This window comes from Flavobacterium sp. K77 (assembly GCF_021608205.1).
In the GTDB taxonomy this organism is placed as follows: Bacteria; Bacteroidota; Bacteroidia; order Flavobacteriales; family Flavobacteriaceae; genus Flavobacterium; species Flavobacterium turcicum.
In genome coordinates, this window is the sequence record NZ_JAKIHO010000001.1 from 94,144 (window position 1) to 112,162 (window position 18,019).

The 18,019-nt window shown below is 33.9% G+C and carries 17 protein-coding genes; 14 read left to right on the forward strand and 3 right to left on the reverse strand.

Translation table 11 applies throughout. The features are described from left to right. Positions 1 to 62 precede the first annotated feature (62 nt). Positions 63 to 1,202 (forward strand): ATP-binding protein, encoded by a 1,140-nt coding sequence (locus L1S34_RS00445; RefSeq protein WP_236361654.1) that lies wholly within the window; start codon positions 63 to 65, stop codon positions 1,200 to 1,202. Here L1S34_RS00445 and L1S34_RS00450 read toward each other — a convergent pair. Beyond that, positions 1,185 to 1,469 carry a DUF1294 domain-containing protein gene (locus tag L1S34_RS00450; protein ID WP_236361657.1) on the reverse strand — a complete coding sequence of 95 codons (285 nt, stop codon included), beginning with the start codon at positions 1,467 to 1,469 and terminating at the stop codon, positions 1,185 to 1,187. The genes L1S34_RS00445 and L1S34_RS00450 overlap by 18 nt on opposite strands. 53 nt (positions 1,470 to 1,522) lie before the next feature. On the opposite strand from L1S34_RS00450, the gene L1S34_RS00455 reads away from it, so the two are divergent. Further along, on the forward strand, positions 1,523 to 3,646 hold the full coding sequence (locus L1S34_RS00455; protein ID WP_236361660.1) for a Tex family protein: 2,124 nt from the start codon (positions 1,523 to 1,525) through the stop codon (positions 3,644 to 3,646). Between the two features lie 71 nt (positions 3,647 to 3,717). On the opposite strand, the gene L1S34_RS00460 is transcribed toward L1S34_RS00455, so the two are convergent. Both L1S34_RS00460 and tatA read right to left on the reverse strand, forming a co-directional pair. Next, positions 3,718 to 5,037 (reverse strand): alpha/beta hydrolase family protein, encoded by a 1,320-nt coding sequence (locus tag L1S34_RS00460; protein WP_236361663.1) that lies wholly within the window; start codon positions 5,035 to 5,037, stop codon positions 3,718 to 3,720. A gap of 197 nt (positions 5,038 to 5,234) precedes the next feature. Next, entirely contained in the window at positions 5,235 to 5,414 is a 180-nt protein-coding gene (tatA, locus tag L1S34_RS00465) for a twin-arginine translocase TatA/TatE family subunit (RefSeq protein WP_166132628.1), read from the reverse strand. 211 nt (positions 5,415 to 5,625) lie between these two features. Between tatA and L1S34_RS00470 the strand changes: the two genes are divergently transcribed. The 12 genes from L1S34_RS00470 to L1S34_RS00525 all read left to right on the forward strand — a co-directional run bounded on the left by L1S34_RS00470 (position 5,626) and on the right by L1S34_RS00525 (position 18,015). Further along, entirely contained in the window at positions 5,626 to 6,138 is a 513-nt protein-coding gene (locus L1S34_RS00470) for a peptidase (RefSeq protein WP_166132629.1), read from the forward strand. A gap of 34 nt (positions 6,139 to 6,172) precedes the next feature. Beyond that, the gene (locus tag L1S34_RS00475; protein WP_236361679.1) at positions 6,173 to 7,660 is read left to right on the forward strand and encodes a GH3 family domain-containing protein; all 1,488 of its coding nucleotides are present in this window, start codon (positions 6,173 to 6,175) and stop codon (positions 7,658 to 7,660) included. A gap of 36 nt (positions 7,661 to 7,696) precedes the next feature. After that, positions 7,697 to 9,376, forward strand: a complete 1,680-nt coding sequence (locus tag L1S34_RS00480; protein WP_236361682.1) for a DUF6909 family protein — start codon at positions 7,697 to 7,699, stop codon at positions 9,374 to 9,376. A gap of 7 nt (positions 9,377 to 9,383) precedes the next feature. Further along, the gene (locus L1S34_RS00485; protein ID WP_236361686.1) at positions 9,384 to 10,358 is read left to right on the forward strand and encodes a hypothetical protein; all 975 of its coding nucleotides are present in this window, start codon (positions 9,384 to 9,386) and stop codon (positions 10,356 to 10,358) included. A 5-nt stretch (positions 10,359 to 10,363) separates the two neighbouring features. Further along, on the forward strand, positions 10,364 to 11,221 hold the full coding sequence (gene rfbA / locus L1S34_RS00490; RefSeq protein WP_236361688.1) for a glucose-1-phosphate thymidylyltransferase RfbA: 858 nt from the start codon (positions 10,364 to 10,366) through the stop codon (positions 11,219 to 11,221). Positions 11,222 to 11,227: 6 nt separating this feature from the next. Continuing rightward, positions 11,228 to 11,779, forward strand: a complete 552-nt coding sequence (gene rfbC / locus L1S34_RS00495) for a dTDP-4-dehydrorhamnose 3,5-epimerase (protein ID WP_236361691.1) — start codon at positions 11,228 to 11,230, stop codon at positions 11,777 to 11,779. After that, entirely contained in the window at positions 11,767 to 12,615 is an 849-nt protein-coding gene (rfbD, locus tag L1S34_RS00500; protein ID WP_370637552.1) for a dTDP-4-dehydrorhamnose reductase, read from the forward strand. The genes rfbC and rfbD overlap by 13 nt, the downstream gene beginning before the upstream one ends. Before the next feature lie 26 nt (positions 12,616 to 12,641). After that, entirely contained in the window at positions 12,642 to 13,886 is a 1,245-nt protein-coding gene (locus L1S34_RS00505) for an oligosaccharide flippase family protein (RefSeq protein WP_236361714.1), read from the forward strand. Positions 13,887 to 14,007: 121 nt separating this feature from the next. Next, the gene (locus L1S34_RS00510) at positions 14,008 to 14,418 is read left to right on the forward strand and encodes a hypothetical protein (protein WP_236361742.1); all 411 of its coding nucleotides are present in this window, start codon (positions 14,008 to 14,010) and stop codon (positions 14,416 to 14,418) included. 20 nt (positions 14,419 to 14,438) lie between these two features. Next, the gene (locus L1S34_RS00515) at positions 14,439 to 15,716 is read left to right on the forward strand and encodes a hypothetical protein (protein WP_236361756.1); all 1,278 of its coding nucleotides are present in this window, start codon (positions 14,439 to 14,441) and stop codon (positions 15,714 to 15,716) included. Continuing rightward, positions 15,713 to 16,927 carry an O-antigen ligase family protein gene (locus L1S34_RS00520; protein WP_236361774.1) on the forward strand — a complete coding sequence of 405 codons (1,215 nt, stop codon included), beginning with the start codon at positions 15,713 to 15,715 and terminating at the stop codon, positions 16,925 to 16,927. Before L1S34_RS00515 ends, L1S34_RS00520 begins: the two co-directional genes overlap by 4 nt. Before the next feature lie 197 nt (positions 16,928 to 17,124). Beyond that, a complete protein-coding gene (locus L1S34_RS00525; protein WP_236361777.1) occupies positions 17,125 to 18,015 on the forward strand; it encodes a glycosyltransferase family 4 protein in 891 nt (296 codons plus the stop codon). The last annotated feature ends 4 nt before the right edge of the window (positions 18,016 to 18,019 follow it).

The following is an 18,019-nucleotide window of genomic DNA, read 5'->3' on the forward strand; positions in this document are numbered from 1 at the left end:
TGTACTGACTGAATTAACGTTTTTTAAGTATATTTGTATCTAAATATTTAAAATTCAAGCTTATGAATTTTTTAGAAAGAGGAATAGATACATTGTTTTCTAAAAGAGTTTTGCCTAATAAAGTATTGATTTTATTAGGTGCAAGACGTGTGGGTAAAACAGCTTTTATTAAAAATTATCTTGCTACCATTCCAAAAGAAGATTATTTGCATTTGAATGGCGAAGATATTCAAGATGCTGATTTACTCAAAGAAAGGTCAGTTGCTAATTATAAACGTCTTTTAAATAAAGTAAAATTGTTAGTGATTGATGAGGCTCAAAACATTCCTGATATCGGGCTCATTTTAAAATTGATAGTTGATTCTATTGATGACATCAAAATTATTGCTACAGGATCTTCGGTTTTTGACTTATCTAGTAAGTTAGGAGAGCCATTAGTAGGCAGAAAAAATACTATTTACTTATTTCCATTGGCACAAATGGAATTTGCTAAGTATGAAAACTTTAAAGAAACCACTCAAAAATTAGAAGAACGATTGCTTTTTGGATCCTATCCAGAATTAGAGCAATATCCAGAATGGGAGGAAAAGATTAACTACCTGAAAGAAATCGTGAATTCGTATTTACTTAAAGATATTTTAGTTTACGAAGGAATTAAACAATCCAATAAAATTCTGGATTTATTAAAGTTAATTGCTTTTCAAATAGGGCAGGAGGTATCCTTGCAAGAATTAGCAAGACAATTGGGTATTTCTAAAAATACTGTTGAAAGTTATTTGGATTTACTTTCGAAAGTGTTTGTTATCTATAAAGTTACTGGTTTTAGTAAAAATTTACGCAAAGAAGTAACCAAATCAAACAGATGGTATTTTTATGACAACGGGATTCGGAATGCAATTATCGCTAATTTTAGTCGGTTAGATTCCAGAACAGATGTGGGAGCCTTATGGGAAAATTATTTGGCTTCGGAACGTATAAAAAATCAAAATTACACACAGAAAACGGTTTTTAATTACTTCTGGAGAACTTATGACCAACAAGAATTAGATTGGCTTGAAGAAGAAAACGGTATTTTGAGAGGGTACGAATTCAAATGGAACGAAAACAGAAAAGCAAAAATTCCTACGGCTTTCGCCAAAGCGTATCCAGAAGCTAATTTTGACGTGATTAGTAAGGGGAATTATTTAGATTTTATTACCTAAGAGACCAAAATAATAGACCAGAAAAAGCAGTAAGATTTGTACAGTAGTAAGTAACCAAAACTTCCATAAATAGCTTTTTTTGGCTGTTTTATGTTTAAAAATTATCATTGCAATTCCTGAACCAATTGTTCCGCCAAAAAATACAAAACTTAACAAAGTTCGTTCTGATATTCGTCTTTTTTGATTTTTAGCTAAATATTTATCATAACCAATACTCACAAAAGCAATTAGGTTTATCACAAAAAAGTAATAGAATAAAACAGTCATTTGATTTAAATTGAAGTCAAAGATATTATTTTAGCCTTTAGAAAATAGAGACAATGACAAATATAGATTTCATTAAAAAACAGGTTGCTACAGCCGCCATAAATATTCAAAAAACAGTTCAACTTTTACAAGAAGATTGTACGATTCCGTTTATTTCCCGTTATCGAAAAGATACCACTGGAAATCTAGATGAAGTACAAATTGAACAAATTGCCAAGCTTCAAAAAGAATACGAAGCAATTGCAAAACGCAAAGAAGCAATCGTAAAATCAATTGAAGAGCAAAACGGATTAACGCCAGAATTAGATAAAAAAATACAACTAAGTTTTGATTTACAAGAATTAGAAGATTTGTATTTGCCTTTCAAAAAGAAGAAAAAAACCAAAGCTGATGTGGCTCGAGAAAATGGTTTAGAACCTTTAGCGAAAATCATCATGGCTCAAAACAAAGATGATGTTGATTTCCTGGCTACTAAATATTTGAACGATAATGTGATGAATGAAGATGCCGCTTTGCAAGGCGCACGAGATATTATTGCCGAATGGATCAACGAAAATATTTTTGTTCGTAAACAATTACGAAGCCTTTACGAGCGTAAAGCAACCATCACGACTAAAGTAGTAAAAACCAAAAAAGACGAAGAAGGCGCTCAAAAATTCAATCAATATTTTGATTGGTCTGAACCGTTGACAAAAGCACCTTCGCATAGATTATTAGCAATGCTTCGTGCCGAAAACGAAGGTTTTATCAAGTTTAAAGTCGAAGTAGATCTCGATGAAGCCTATGATATTATTGACGAATTGGTTTTAAAAGGAGACAGTCCAGCCACGCCACACGTGCAATTAGCCATTGAAGATAGCTACAAGCGATTGCTAAATCCTGCCATTTCAAACGAAGCTTTGCAAGAAGCGAAAGCCAAGGCTGATGCCAATTCTATTCAAGTTTTTGCTACTAATTTAGGGCAGTTATTGCTTGCGCCACCCTTGGGGGAAAAAAGAATTTTAGCCATCGACCCAGGATTTCGTTCAGGTTGTAAAGTAGTATGCTTAGATGAAAAAGGTGATTTAATTTACAACGAAACCATTTATCCTCATGCGCCACAAAACGAAACCGCTATGGCCATGAAAAAGATAAAATCAATGGTAAACGCCTATAACATCGACGCAATTTCAATAGGAAACGGAACAGCATCGCGCGAAACCGAATTCTTCATCAAAAAAATTGCTTTTGATAGAGCGGTTCAGGTTTTCATTGTTTCAGAGGCGGGTGCTTCGGTATATTCGGCATCAAAAATTGCTCGTGAAGAATTCCCAAATTTTGATGTCACGGTTCGTGGTTCGGTTTCTATAGGTCGCCGATTGAGTGATCCTTTGGCCGAGTTGGTAAAAATTGACCCAAAAGCCATTGGCGTAGGCCAATACCAGCACGATGTAGATCAAAGTAAATTGAAGGAAGAACTTGATACCACTGTGGTGCGTTGCGTGAATTCAGTAGGAGTAAACATCAATACGGCGAGTAAACATTTGTTGAGCTATGTGAGTGGAATAGGAGAGAAGCTAGCCGAAAATATTGTGAATTACCGTTCAGAAAATGGTCCTTTTGAGGATCGAAAACAACTTAAAAAAGTACCTCGCTTGGGCGAAAAAGCTTTTCAGCAAGGAGCAGCTTTTATTCGAATTAAAGACGGAAAAAATCCATTGGATAACTCGGCAGTTCACCCTGAAGCGTATTCAATTGTGGAAAAAATGGCCAAAGATTTGAAGTTGAAAGTAACTGATTTAATTGGAAACAAAGAGAAAACAGCCTTAATCAAACCAGAAAATTATGTTACGGCTGAAATAGGTTTATTGACTTTAAAAGACATTATTAAGGAATTAGAAAAACCTGGTTTAGACCCCAGAAAATCTGCAAAAGTTTTTGAATTTGATCCGAATGTAAAAACTATTAAAGACGTAAAAACAGGAATGATTTTGAACGGAATTGTCAATAACATTACCAATTTTGGTTGTTTTGTAGACTTGGGTATTAAAGAAAGTGGTTTGGTACACATTTCTCAACTAAAAGCAGGCTTTGTAAGCGATGTAAACGAAGTGGTCAAACTCCACCAACATGTTACCGTAAAAGTCACGGAAGTCGATGAAGACAGAAAGCGAATTCAGTTGACGATGGTTTTGTAAAATAGAAAAATCCCAAAATTCAATACTGTTCATTGAATTTTGGGATTTCTAAATTTGTAAGCAAACGGTTTTTATTTTCTAGCGATTATCCAATAGCTCATTTTATCAAGCACTTTTGGTGAAATGGTTTGCTCAATTTCGGCATATTCGCTCATAGCACCTGTTGTACATTCCTGAAAAAGATGATTCATGCCGTGAAATTCGTAGGTTTCGAAATTTTTGTTTTTAGCCTTTGTCAATGATTTTTTTATGGCTTCCAAATTTTCTTTAGCAGGTACTTGAAAGTCTAAACTTCCGTTGATAGCCAAAACTGGAATCTTTATTTTAGAAACATATTCGTCTGGATTAAAAGCAATAAAATATCTGAACCAAGCATTTGATACTTGTTTTTTAACATCGTCTGGCAATTTTTCTGAGGATGAATTTATAAACTTATCAAAGTCGGAATCAAAAGTGCTGCCTTTGTAATTTTTTATAAAATCATAGATCATTCTGTTTATTTGACTGCTTTTTTGAAGCGCTTCTTCACTCATACCCGCTAGTTTTCCCGCCAAATAATTTTGCAGTACTAGAAGTTCGTTTATAGGTTGACCTGGCCCAGCCATCAACACCAAAAATTTAACGTCTTTGTTTGTACTAGCCACAATGGGAGCAATCATACCGCCTTCGCTATGACCAATTAAACCAATGTTTTCAAAACCTTTTGCTTTTAAAAATAATACTGCTGCATTGATATCAGTAGCGTAATTAAAAGAAGTTTCATCAGGAGTACCTTTTGATGAGCCACCAATTCCGCGATCGTCTAGTCGGAGAGTGGCTATACCTTTTTTAGCAAAATCATCAGCGATTACTGCAAAGGGTTTGTGGCCAAAAAGCGCTGAATCACGATTTTGTTTTCCTGAACCAGTAATCATAATCAAAATTGGCTCTTTTTTATTGAAATTGTTCGGTTCAGATAGTGTGCAAGCTAGAGTATTTTTATCGGAGGAATTGATAAAAGTTACTTCCTCTGTTTTATATGTAAAGGGTGCTTTAGGAGTTTGCGGTCTGTTCAATTTAGAAAGGATCAAGGGTAATTCCATTCCACCTTGTTTAAAAGTACCGTTAATACTTTCATTTGTTACTTTTCCGGAGTAGGAGATTCCCAATGCAGGAAGCTCAAGCGTTAATTGATCAGCAGAATAGCTTGTTGTACTAACCGGAATATTTGTGGCCCCTTGTTTTGGACTGTCAAGAGTTGAAATGAGTTTTTCACCTTCTTTTTTAATGTGAAAAATTAGTGGCAATTTCATTCCTGGAACGTCTAGTTCACCTTGCCAAGAACCTGTTATTTCTTGTGCAAAAAGGAGTTGAATACTTAAAAGCAATACGGTTACAAGAGTTGTTTTCATTGTTTTTTGATTGTGGTCTTAGTTTTTAGCAAATTGATTTTTATTATATCCTGTTGTTATTTTTTCAATGTTTTCAAATTAAATTTTAAGAAGCTATTGATGTAATAATATAAAAAAAAGTATCAAAAAAATTTACAAAAAAACCCAAACAGCAATTGTAGTTGCTATTTGGGTCTTTCTATTCTAGTTATAAAGAATTATTCTTTTGTAGAAGCTTCTTCTTTTTTATTGGCTGGTTCACCGTCTTTTGCTGCGTTTTTGAATTCTTTGATTCCGCTTCCTAAACCTTTCATCAATTCTGGAATTTTTTTACCTCCAAAAAGTAATAAAACGACAGCTAATATTATAAGGATTTCTGTAACACCTAATCTTCCCATGATAGTATAATTTATGCCGAAGCAAATTTGTAAATAACCTAATAGCAAAGGTATATAGAATTACTGAATACAAATTCATTTTACAGCATTTATTTAATGGGCGAAGCGTTAAAAATTTATTAACGTCACTGCACCAATTGCTTTTTGTATTGCTGTAAAGGCAGTAAATGCAAGCACAATAATTGTTATATTTGTTCAATAATCAATGAATATGTCCAAAAAAAGACAAAAGCGAAAAGTCATAAAAGAAAATTTATTCAACAAAAGACGTCTCGTAATTCTAAACGAAGATACTTTTGAAGAGACCTTTTCATTAAAACTCACCTTAATGAATGTTTTTGTTGTAGCTAGTGTGGGTGCTATCTTAATCATTTTTGTAACTACATTTATCATTGCATTCACGCCTTTACGAGAGTTCATTCCAGGCTATTCGTCATCGCAATTGAAAAAAGAGGCTACTGAATTGGCTCTCAAATCAGATTCGCTTTCTAAAGCCATAAAACAGAATGATTTGTATTTAAAAGCCATCAAGAAAGTTTTAACGGGTGAGTTAGAATATGCTAAATTCAACAAAGATTCTATTTTAGAAACTTCTGAAGTAACAGCAGAAAAATTAGATTTAGCTCCATCAGAAGCAGAATTGGAGTTGCGCAAACAAGTGGCTATCGAGGAGCAAAAAGCAGCATCAAATACGGCTGCGGCCAAAAGAAAAAGTTCGAAATAAATCGTATTTTACATTTCAAAAGTATCTCATCAGGATGTCATTAAAATCAATTATAGCAAAGATTTTTGCCAAAAATATTTATCAAAAAACCCAAGTTTGGGCTACAAATCCAGTGGTAGCTCAACAAAAGGTACTGCAGCAATTAATCACTCAAGCACAACATACGGCTTTTGGCAAGGACCACCATTTTAATAAAATTACAACTGCGGCCGACTTTGCTAAGTACGTTCCCGTGCGCGATTACGAAGCGCTGAAACCTTATGTTGACCGAGTGGTACAAGGTGAAGCCAATATTCTGTGGAAAGGGAAACCGTTGTATTTTGCCAAAACTTCAGGAACTACATCTGGAGCAAAGTACATTCCGTTGACTAAGGAATCAATGCCGTATCACATTGAGGCCGCCCGCAACGCGATCTTGCATTACATTCACGAAACTGGTAAGGCTGATTTTGTAGATGGTAAAATGATTTTCTTGCAAGGAAGTCCGATTTTAGAAGAAAAAAACGGAATAAAACTAGGGCGTTTATCCGGAATTGTAGCGCATTTTGTTCCAAAATACCTTCAAAAAAATAGAATGCCGTCTTGGGAGACGAATTGCATCGAAGATTGGGAAACCAAGGTAAATGCGATTGTAGAAGAAACGTTTCATGAGAATATGGCTGTGATTTCCGGGATTCCGTCGTGGGTGCAAATGTATTTTGAAAAACTGCATCAAAAAGGAGGGAAGCCTGTGGGCGAAATTTTCAAAAACTTTAATTTGTTCATTTACGGTGGTGTGAACTATGAACCATATCGGGCTAAATTCGAGAATTTAATTGGTCGAAAAGTAGACAGCATTGAATTGTTTCCCGCTTCGGAAGGATTTTTTGCCTATCAAGATTCTCAAAAGGAAAAAGGAATGTTACTATTGTTGAACTCCGGAATTTTTTATGAGTTTATCAAAAGTGACGAATTTTATACCGAAAATCCAAGACGTTACACCATAGGTGAAGTAGAATTGAATGTCAATTATGTTTTGATAATTTCTACCAATGCAGGACTTTGGGGGTATAACATTGGTGATACCGTTCAGTTCACGAGTTTAAAACCGTACCGAATAATTGTATCGGGCAGAATTAAACATTACATATCGGCTTTTGGAGAACATGTTATCGGCAAAGAGGTAGAAAGTGCTTTGCAAGAAGCCATTATTGGAACATCAATCAGAATTAACGAGTTTACAGTAGCCCCACAAATCACGCCATCCAAGGGATTGCCGTATCACGAATGGTTTATAGAGTTTGAGAACGAACCACAGGACAGCAAAGCTTTTGGGGAAGCGCTAGATAATGCCATGCGCAAACAAAATGTTTACTATGACGATTTGATTGTGGGCAAGGTATTGCAAAAAGTAGTGGTTACCAAAGTAGTTAAAAACGGTTTCCAAGATTTTATGAAATCGATTGGTAAATTAGGTGGCCAAAATAAAGTGCCGCGCTTATCTAATGACAGAAAAATAGCAGATTTGTTAAAGACCCAATAAATGTCATACATTTGCAGGTTAAAAAATAAGTAGAAAATGAAAGAAACAAAAAATATATCGCGCTCTAGAGCACAAGAATCATCGGCAGCCATTGAAAAAATGTACATTACAATGCGCCACCTTTTTAATAGAGGATTTTACAAACCAATGGGAGTTTCTGGTGATACACTTCGCGAAGCATTGTTAGCATTACGACCAGAGATTTACGGGAATATTGCCGAAGAGAAAGTAGAATTGAACGGACTTTTATACGTAATTGAGCGTTTGCCAGTAGGAATTGAAGAATGTCGTTTTATTAATCTTACTTCGGATGAAGGTTACTCAAAATCGCATTTTCAAGCGATTGTTCCTCCAAAAAGACGTCGTAATTGCTACCGTATTGACGAGGAGCAAATGAATGTGGAAATTACAAGAGGAAGATCTGATATTTATGATATTTTAACGCACTTGACTTTTGTTTTTATCGAATCACATAAAATCAGAAACCGTGTTTTATTAGATGATGCCGGCGAGGTTTCTCGTGATTGGATCAAGCTTGAGCAGGCCGTTTCATCAAAGAAAAAGCTAACTCAAATAGAGAAGGAAAAAGCCATTTCGCATGCAGCTAACATTTTAGGGAGAACTTTTGCTGAGGTTTTAGATATTTATGATGCCTTTGGTTCAGCAGCTGCTCCAGACCGTTTTTTACACGTGATTTTTTGGTTGGGTAAACTAGCCATTGAAGAAATTGTAGAGGATAATAAAAGAACGATTACTTTCAGCCCTATTTTAAGAGAGCGTTTAGGACACCACATTCACGGCGAAATTTGGGCAACCAATATCAAAGAAGTTTTAAAAGCCAATCAGCTTTTAGACCGACCAATTCACGTAATCAGTGCCAACATGCACAGTGTGATGAATTCGATTTTTGCTACCGAAGTGTTGAAAACGAAGTTCAAAGACAAATCAGATTTCTTTATTTATGAGGAGCTAAGTAGATCAGGTGCTGATGAGGTACGCAATCAAGTTACAGCAGTTGCATTGAAACAAGGAATGATCTCTTTGCCAGATACATCAGGAACTAATATTGATGTACAAATTTTTGATACAGCTAAAATCAATTGGACCAAAACATCGTTTCCTACGGCGCAAGTAGATACTGAAAAACCGGTGCTAATTGTTATGGATTATGCTTTTGGAGAACAAGCTTATGAAACTATTGATGAGTTATTGAAACCATTCAAGAAAGATACTTTGTTGAATGTAAAATCGGTTTCGATTATGGGTAAAGCAGGAATTCTTGAAGGAGGAAAAGGAGATATCATGATTCCTAACGCACATATTAACGAAGGAACTGCTGACAATTATTTCTTTGAAAACGAACTAACTGCCGACATGTTTGAAGGAAATGACATTGCTGTCTTTGCAGGTCCAATGGTAACTGTTTTGGGTACTTCATTACAGAACAGAGATTTATTAAAGTTTTTCCACGAATCAACTTGGGGAATTATTGGTCTTGAAATGGAAGGTTCCTACTATCAAAAAGCCATTCAATCGGCCTCAAAAATCAGACGAAGTGTACCAAGCGATATAAAAGTTCGTTATGCTTATTATGCCTCAGATAATCCTTTAGAAACAGGAAGTACATTAGCTTCGGGTGGTTTAGGAACAACTGGTGTAAAACCTACCTATTTGATTACCATTAAAATATTGGAACAAATTTTCAACGTAAAATAACAATCCTATGAGCGAAAATAGGCCACTTAATTCGAGTGATCAAGAAGTTGATTTGTCTCAAATATTTTCAAAAATGGGTCTTTTTGTAGATCGTGTTTTTTTGCGACTATTTGAAGGTTTTTTGTTCCTGAAACGAAATGTTTTGGTATTGATTGTTTTGTTTGTTTTGGGAGCAGGACTTGGTTTTTTTTTAGATAAATCCAGAACAGCTTATGATCATGAAATCATTGTGATGCCAAATTTTGGCTCTACGGATTATTTGTATGGCAAAGTGGCTCTGCTAAATTCTAAAATCAAAGAAAACGACAGCTTGTTTTTGCAAAAATTAGGGTTTGACACGAGGTTGAAATTACGAAATATAGAGATAACTCCAGTTATTGACGTCTATAAATTTGTAGGTAATGATGAGCAGCGTTTAGAGTTAGTAAAACTCATGGCCGATGAAGGCGGCGCGGCAAAGTCAATTGAAAACGAATTAACGAGCAAGAATTATCCGTTTCATCAATTGTCTATTTCTACAGTTAAGAAAGTAGGTCAAGATGATTTTGTGAAACCTTTGCAGGCGTATTTGAATGATTCAAAATATTTCTCGGAAATCAAAAAAGAAAGTTTGAAAAACCTGGAAATGACCCGTAAAGAGAATGATTCGATAATCAAACAAATAAATACCTTAGTCAACAATTTTAGCAAAAATCCGAAAGGACCAGGCAGTAGTTTGGTATATTACAACGAAAATACGCAGCTAAACGACTTGATTAAAAATAAAGAGTTACTAATCAAGCAGCAAGGTAATAATCGTTTGGATAAAATCAACTTTGATAGTGTTATCAAAGAAATTAGTTTAGTGACCAACATCAAGAATGTAAAATCTATCAATGGCAAACTTAAATTTTTAGCTCCATTATTGTTTGTGGGACTGTTCATATTTGGTAGCCTATTCGTTAGTTTTTATCAAAAACTAAAAGTTAAATACAATAAATAACTACCATGAAAGGAATAATTCTAGCAGGAGGTTCAGGTACGCGCTTGCATCCGTTAACACTAGCAGTGAGTAAACAACTGATGCCTATTTATGACAAGCCTATGATTTATTATCCATTGTCATCCTTGATGTGGGCAGGAATCAGAGAGATCTTGATTATTTCGACACCACATGATTTGCCTTTGTTTCAACAATTGTTAGGCGATGGTTCTAAATTGGGTTGTCGTTTTGAATATGCCATGCAAGAACATCCAAATGGTCTTGCCGAAGCTTTTATTATTGGTAAAGAGTTTATAGGAGGCGATAAAGTAGCCTTGGTACTGGGAGATAATATTTTTTACGGAACAGGTTTGTCACAACTTTTGCAAGCCAATAACGATCCTGATGGTGGTATTATTTATGCCTATCATGTAAACGATCCAGAGCGATATGGTGTAGTTGATTTTGACTCGGAGGGAAATGTACTTTCTATTGAAGAAAAACCATTAGTACCAAAATCCAATTACGCAGTTCCTGGAATTTATTTTTATGATAACGATGTGGTTGCTATAGCTGCGAATATAAAGCCAAGTCAACGCGGAGAAATTGAAATTACTGATGTCAACAAAGAATATTTGCGCAGAGGCAAATTAAAAGTAAGTATTCTCGATCGCGGTACTGCATGGTTTGATACAGGAACATTCAATTCGTTAATGCAAGCCTCTCAATTCGTACAAGTAATTGAGGAGCGTCAAGGATTAAAAATTGGTTCCATTGAAGAAGCTGCTTTTAGAATGGGTTACATCTCGGCAGAGCAGTTAAAAACGATAGCACAACCTTTACTAAAGAGCGGATACGGTTCGCATTTATTAGAGATAATTTAATAATTTATGATATTTAATACAACCAAACTAGAAGGCTGTTGCATCATTGAACCCAAAGTAATTCAAGATGAAAGAGGCTACTTTATGGAAAGTTTCAATGCCAAAACGTTTCAAGACGGTGTGCAAAAGGAAGTTCATTTTGTACAAGACAATCAATCATTTTCTACTAAAGGAGTGCTTAGGGGATTACATTATCAAACTGGAGCGCATGCGCAGGCTAAATTGGTTCGTGTTTTAAGTGGCGAGGTACTTGATGTAGCAGTCGATTTGCGTCCCGAATCTGCGACATTTGGCGAGCATGTTTCGGTTGTACTATCTGCTGAAAATCAGAGGCAGTTTTTTGTGCCAAGAGGTTTTGCACATGGTTTTGTTGTCCTAAGCGAAACGGCAACCTTTTTCTACAAATGTGATAATTTTTACAATAAAGAGTCGGAAGGTGGATTAAAATACAACGATTCTGCTTTGCAAATAGATTGGAAATTTTCGGAAGAAGATTTATTGATTTCCGATAAAGATCAAATTTTACCTAATCTAGATCAAGCCAAATGCGTTTGGTAGTGCTTGTGACCGGTGCCAACGGTCAGTTAGGCCAAGCCTTGCAGCATATTGCTTCAGGATACGCTGAAATAGATTTTGTGTTTTGTGATTCAAAAACGCTAGATATTACCGATAAAGCAGCCATTCAAAGTCAGTTTGAAAAATACAAACCTGATTTTTGTATCAATGCAGCAGCTTATACTGCGGTTGACAAAGCAGAGCAAGAACCTGAAAAAGCAATTGCAATTAACACAAACGCCGCACAATATTTAGCCGAGGTTTGTGATGAATTTAAAACGCAATTGTTGCACGTATCCACTGATTTTGTTTTTGATGGACTTGCGGTAGAACCCTATGTGGAAACCGATTTGCCTAATCCGCAAAGTGTGTATGGGCAAACAAAACTTGACGGTGAGAAAGCAATTCAAGCGGTTTTTGGTGCTTATTTCATCATTAGAACATCTTGGGTATACTCACAATTTGCAGGGAACTTTATGAAAACTATGTTGCGTCTAGGAGCTGAACGAGATTCTCTATCAGTTGTTGACGATCAAATAGGCACGCCAACGCATGCAGTTGATTTGGCTCATGCATTGGTACAAATTATTCTTTTTGCATCAAAAAATCCTAATCACCAAGCGCATGGATTGTATCATTTTAGCAATGAAGGCTCCTGCAGTTGGTTTGAATTTGCTAAGAAAATTTTTGAGGTAAATAATGTTAATATTGATTTGAAACCAATTCCGAGTAGCAGTTATCCAACACCTGCCAAGCGTCCGAGCTATAGTGTTTTAAATAAAGAAAAAATTAAAAAAGCATTTAACATTACTATTAGAACATGGGATAAGGCACTGTAACAGTGCAAAAACTAACTGGAAAGTACATGTTGAAAAAATTATACCAGTCATTTAGCACTCAAATTGCCCAAAATTTCTTTTATTTTGGAGTAGTGAAGTTTGCTAATATTGTCTCAAAGTATCTGTTGTTGGGTTATCTGGTGCGTACCTTGGGAGAACAAGGCTATGGTATTTTGACTTGGGTTGATTCGTTCACCCAATATTTTTTGATACTTGTTAATTTTGGTTTTGATATGTATGTTGCAAAATACATTGTTGAAAACAAAGAGAACAAATCGAAAATAAATGAGATAATTTCGACTGTTTTAACCATAAAAACTCTTTTGTTTATCATTGGGTTTGTGCTCGTGGGATTATTTTCTTTGAACGCAGAAATTGCTAAGCATATCCACCTAATTTTTTTAATGCTGTGTATGGGAATTGGCGAAATTCTATTTCCGATCTGGTATTTTCAAGGAATAGAAAAAATGAAACCCATCGCAATTGTGAGTGTTGTTTCGCGAACATTGCTTGTTGTCCTCACTTTCTTGTTTGTAAATAATACGCATGACCTTGTCAGATATGTGTTGATTTTGGTTGTTACTAATCTTGTTTGGGGAGGATTGGGTTTTTATTTTTTGGTTAAGATCGCCAAATTTGAATTTGTACTTGTTCCTTGCACAGTTCTAAAACATTATTTTAAGGAAGGATATTTGTTTTTTTTAGGACGATTTTCTACACTTTTTTTGAACTTTGGAACTATTTTTTTAATTGGATATTTCTGTTCAAAAAGTCTAGTTTCTGGTTTTGATATTGCTTCTAAAATATTGTTTGCTTTTGTGTTTCCATTTGAAGTTATTCAACAAGCAGTTTTTCCTTCCATTGTTAGAACCAAAAGTAAAGTGTTTTTACAAAAATTAATGCTCTTTACTTTTTGTAGTTCGTTGCTTTTTGCAGTAATTATTTTTTATTTTTCAGTTGAATTCATGACTTTTTTTGGTGGGACTCAAATGTCAAAATATTCGAGTTTATTAGAGCTTTTAGTGGTACTTATTCCTGTAATAAGTTGCTCTGTTGTTTTAGGAAGTTGTTCTTTAGTCGCATTTGGTGCTTTGAAAGAATACAATTATGCATTATTGTTGTCGTGTATGTTATATGTTTGTGTGGTGATGCTGATGTATTTTTTAGACCAAATATCTTTTGCAAATTTAATAACACTTCGAATTGGTGTAGATGTAATTATGGTCTTGGTTCTTTTTTATTTTGCATTTAAAAGAAAAACGTTTTTTTAATTCCCCTGAAAACCATTCGAATAAATGCACTAATGCGGTGGTTATTATAGTAAAATTCAATGATGAAAATTAAAAATTGCAACTATATTTGTGCAAAAAATTGAATTAAAAAAAATAAAAAATGAAAAACTTTATTTATTTAGTACTTGTATTAATGCTAGTAGTTTCTTGCAAAGAAGAGGAAAAGAAAACGGATCCATTCAGTTCAAAAGAAATTGTAAATAAGCAAAAGTACCAAATGGAATTGTATCAAGTACAAGATAATGAATATACAGTGGTTGTTTTGAATAGATTTACAGGAAAAGTTTTTATCGGTAAAAATGCTGCTGGATGGTATGAAGCTACGAATGCAGAAAGTATCACAGCATATAAAACACCAACGTACTCTATAAAAGTTTTTAAAGGTCCTGAATCAAGTCCTCAAATTGCTTTAATGGATGAAAAAGAAGGTGATTTGTATATGTATATTGTTGGCCATACGGCTAATTTTTACAACGCAAATGCTACTATTAAAGCGCTTGAAGAGCTGTAATTTTTAATATTTTTGAAATGATGGTAAGTTTATTTTTTCTAATCTTGCTGATAGGCACGTTCTATTGGAAGCGAAAAATATTTTTGCTATCTCCTGTTGATGTTTTTGTTTTGTTCTTTATTGCCGTACTAGCCTCAACATTTTTATATCATAATTTTTATCCAAGACACGAGAAATTTAATTTCTTTGATTTTGATTTTATTAGTAAAAATAAGTTTGACCGAACATTTTTAGTGTATATAAAAATGCTTGCGCTCTTTGTCATAGGTGTTTTTTTATATGGTTTTTTTAATAAATCATATTTTGTTTTAACGAAACAGCGTATAAAGCTAATTAATGTTCAAAACATAAAGATAAATACTAGTCAAATACGTACCGTAATTATAGTAATAGCCGCGGTTTGTTTGGTTTTAATTTACATTGATTATGGATCCTTGTTGTTTTTTAGAGTGGCTTATATTCCTAAGGAAAACTCTATTTTCAAAATCATGTATCAAAATTTATTGATTGTATTATGTCTTTTATCTGGTATACTTTATAGAACTAATAAATCGGTTGCTTTAACGGCTTTTTTTATTGCAATGACTATAGGAATAGGAGTAGGCAGTAGGTCAGCTACTATTTATCTTGTAGCATTTGGTGTGAGTTATGCCGTCTTTTTGACTCAAAAACAGGCAAAGATATTTTTTTTACTTTTTATTCCGTTTGTCATCTTATTTTTTGGGTACAACATTTCCCTGCGTTTAGAGTCTAATATGCATGGTCTAATTCCATATCTCAAAGTCACAATTTCTAAACCAGAGATATTGTTCAAGTATACGGCAATGAATATTTATTATACTTTCATTTTTGGATTTTATGCTACTTCAGAGACCATAGTCTTATATAAAAATGCTTCTGTATCAAACTTAATTACCACTTTAAGTCCTTTGCCAGGACGACTGACAAATTGGTATGCAATCGCTTCAAGATTAAGAATAAACGAGATTGCTCCTTACACTGCTATTGGCGAAATGGCAAAATATCCAGTTTTTAGTTGTTTGTATTATATTGCATTGGGTTATTATTTTTCGGTCATGGATCATTTTATAAAAAATCAAGTGCTGTATAAAAAATACTTTTGGGCGGCGTTGCAATTTTTACTTTTAGTTTTATATGTTGTTCATAGTTTTGAGTACAACCTGCGATCTTCACATCGGTTTATTTATTATTCCATGGTGCTTTATGGGTTCTACGTTATTATTAAAGCTGTTAAATTACCCTATAAAACAAAATCTAACACTACAAGTAAAATATGAAAAGTGTAATGAAAGGCGTGACTCTTGAAAAAATGGCGTCCTATGTAGCTTTTTTTTGTGGTTTGTATGTATTACTGCCTTTTAAAGTAAAACCTTTAATCGTGTTTGTGTTTTTTATTTGGAGTCTATTTTACATTCGTAAAAATGAAATAAAGAAAAAAGTCAATTTAAAAACTCTTGTTTTAGCTAGTACATTTTTTCTTATCTATGCTGTTAGTCTTTTGTTTTCTGAAAATATTCAAAAAGGAATAACCGTTTTAGTACGTTGCATTCCAATTGTTGCAATTCCGCTAGGGTATTTATTTCTAACACACGACGCACGAATACAATTCAACCAAATTTTCAAAAAAACGTTTATTATTGCGGCTAGTATATACTCTTGTTTGGTATATTTTTACTTATTTCAACTGGGTTATTTTAGTCAAAAGCATGATTTATTTTACTGTTATTCTTTTATAACTTATGAATTTTGGGGTTTTAATGAGCATCCTATTTATCTTTCGCTATTTTTTTCAGTAGCTTTATTTTTTATTTTAATGCAAGGATTTAAAAGCAAAATTGCGAATGCCATTTTGTTTTTAATTATAATTAGTGGACTATTAATTCTGGCTCGAAAAGGAGTGATTGTAGCGTTTTTTGTACTTGCTGGTGTATTTGTAGTGTGCACAAGTGACAGGAAACAGACTCTTAGATTAGTATTAATTTTCAGTACTTTATTCCTTTTGTCGCTTTCTGTCGCTGAGATTAGAGGCCGATTTTTAGAAGTTTTTGATAGCAGTAAGGTTATTAACAATAAGGAAACTTCCTCTGGGATTAGATACATTTTATGGAGTACAAGTCAAAAAGCAATTGAGAATTCAAATTATTTGGGTGTTGGCGTAGGAGATGTTCAAAAGGTGTTGAGCCACGAATTAGCAAGAGATGGTTATACTGTTTTAGCAAAAGAAAATTACAATGCTCACAATCAATATTTACAAATAGGAATTGCTACAGGTATTTTTGGTATTGTTCTTTATGTTTTATCATTGGGTTGTATTCTATTAGACTTTATCAAAAAACAAAATATTGAAGCAGTAATTATGCTGCTATTTTTTATGCTTACATTTCTTTTTGAAAGTGTTTTAGAACGGCAAAATGGCATCATCTTATACTCGTTTGTAATCTGTATGCAACTTTACACTTCTAAGTGTGGTAAACGTACTTTACAATGAGAAAAAATCTGTTACTAATAGGACCTTTTCCCGGACCACCAAAAGGAATTAGCTTGTCAAATCAAGTTGTTGCAAATGGATTTTCCATGAAAAACTGGCATGTTTCACAAATAAATACAGAAGTATCAGAGGCTGTAAATAGCAGTATTGGACAATTTTCGATCGATAAATTATCTTTTCTTAAAACCTATTTACAGTTGTACAAAATTTGGAGTGCTCAAGTAGTCTATATTACTATAGGTATTACTTTTTTTGGAGTTCTAAAATATGCACCTTTTATTTTCTTGGCAAAAATTTTACAAAAGAAACTTGTAGTGCATCTGCACAGTAACCATCTCAAAAAAGAATATAGCTCTTTAAAAGGATTCAAAAAGAAATTCTTTTTTAAAACCCTTGCTTCGTTTGATTCGGGAATTGTTCTTAGTAAGTCTCTTAGGGATAACTTAACTCCTTTCATCGCAAATGAGTCTGTTTATGAAGTCTATAATTTTGTTGAGGATCAACTAGTAGTTTCAGAACAAGTGTTGCATGAGCGTAAAGATTTTTCAAAAGTAAAGCTATTTTTTTTAAGTAATTTATTGGAAGAAAAGGGCATAAATATTTTGCTTAAAGTACTGCAAAGATTTCAAAACGAAGGTTTGTTGCTCGAAGTAAGAATTGCAGGTAATACAATTGCAAGCAATAATCTGGATGATTTATTTTTGAACTTAGATAACGTTTCCTATTTAGGGACCGTATCAGGTACGGCTAAGCAAGATTTGTTGATTTGGGGTAATGTTTTTTGTTTGCCAACATTTTTCAGCATGGAAGGACAACCCATTAGTATCCTAGAGGCAATGGCCTTTAATGCTTTTATTGTGACTACAAAACATGCAGGAATTCCGGATATCTGTTCAGATTTAAATGCTGTTTTTTGTCTTGAAAAAAGTGAAGATGATTTGTATAAACAATTGAAGTACACGATTGAGAACTGGGATAAACTACAAAAGAAAGCGATTGCAAATGGCGTATTTGCTAGAGAAACCTTTACCGAAACTAGGTTTATTAATGCGATTGAAGAAATAATTTTAGAAACCTTAAGTAGGTAAAAGG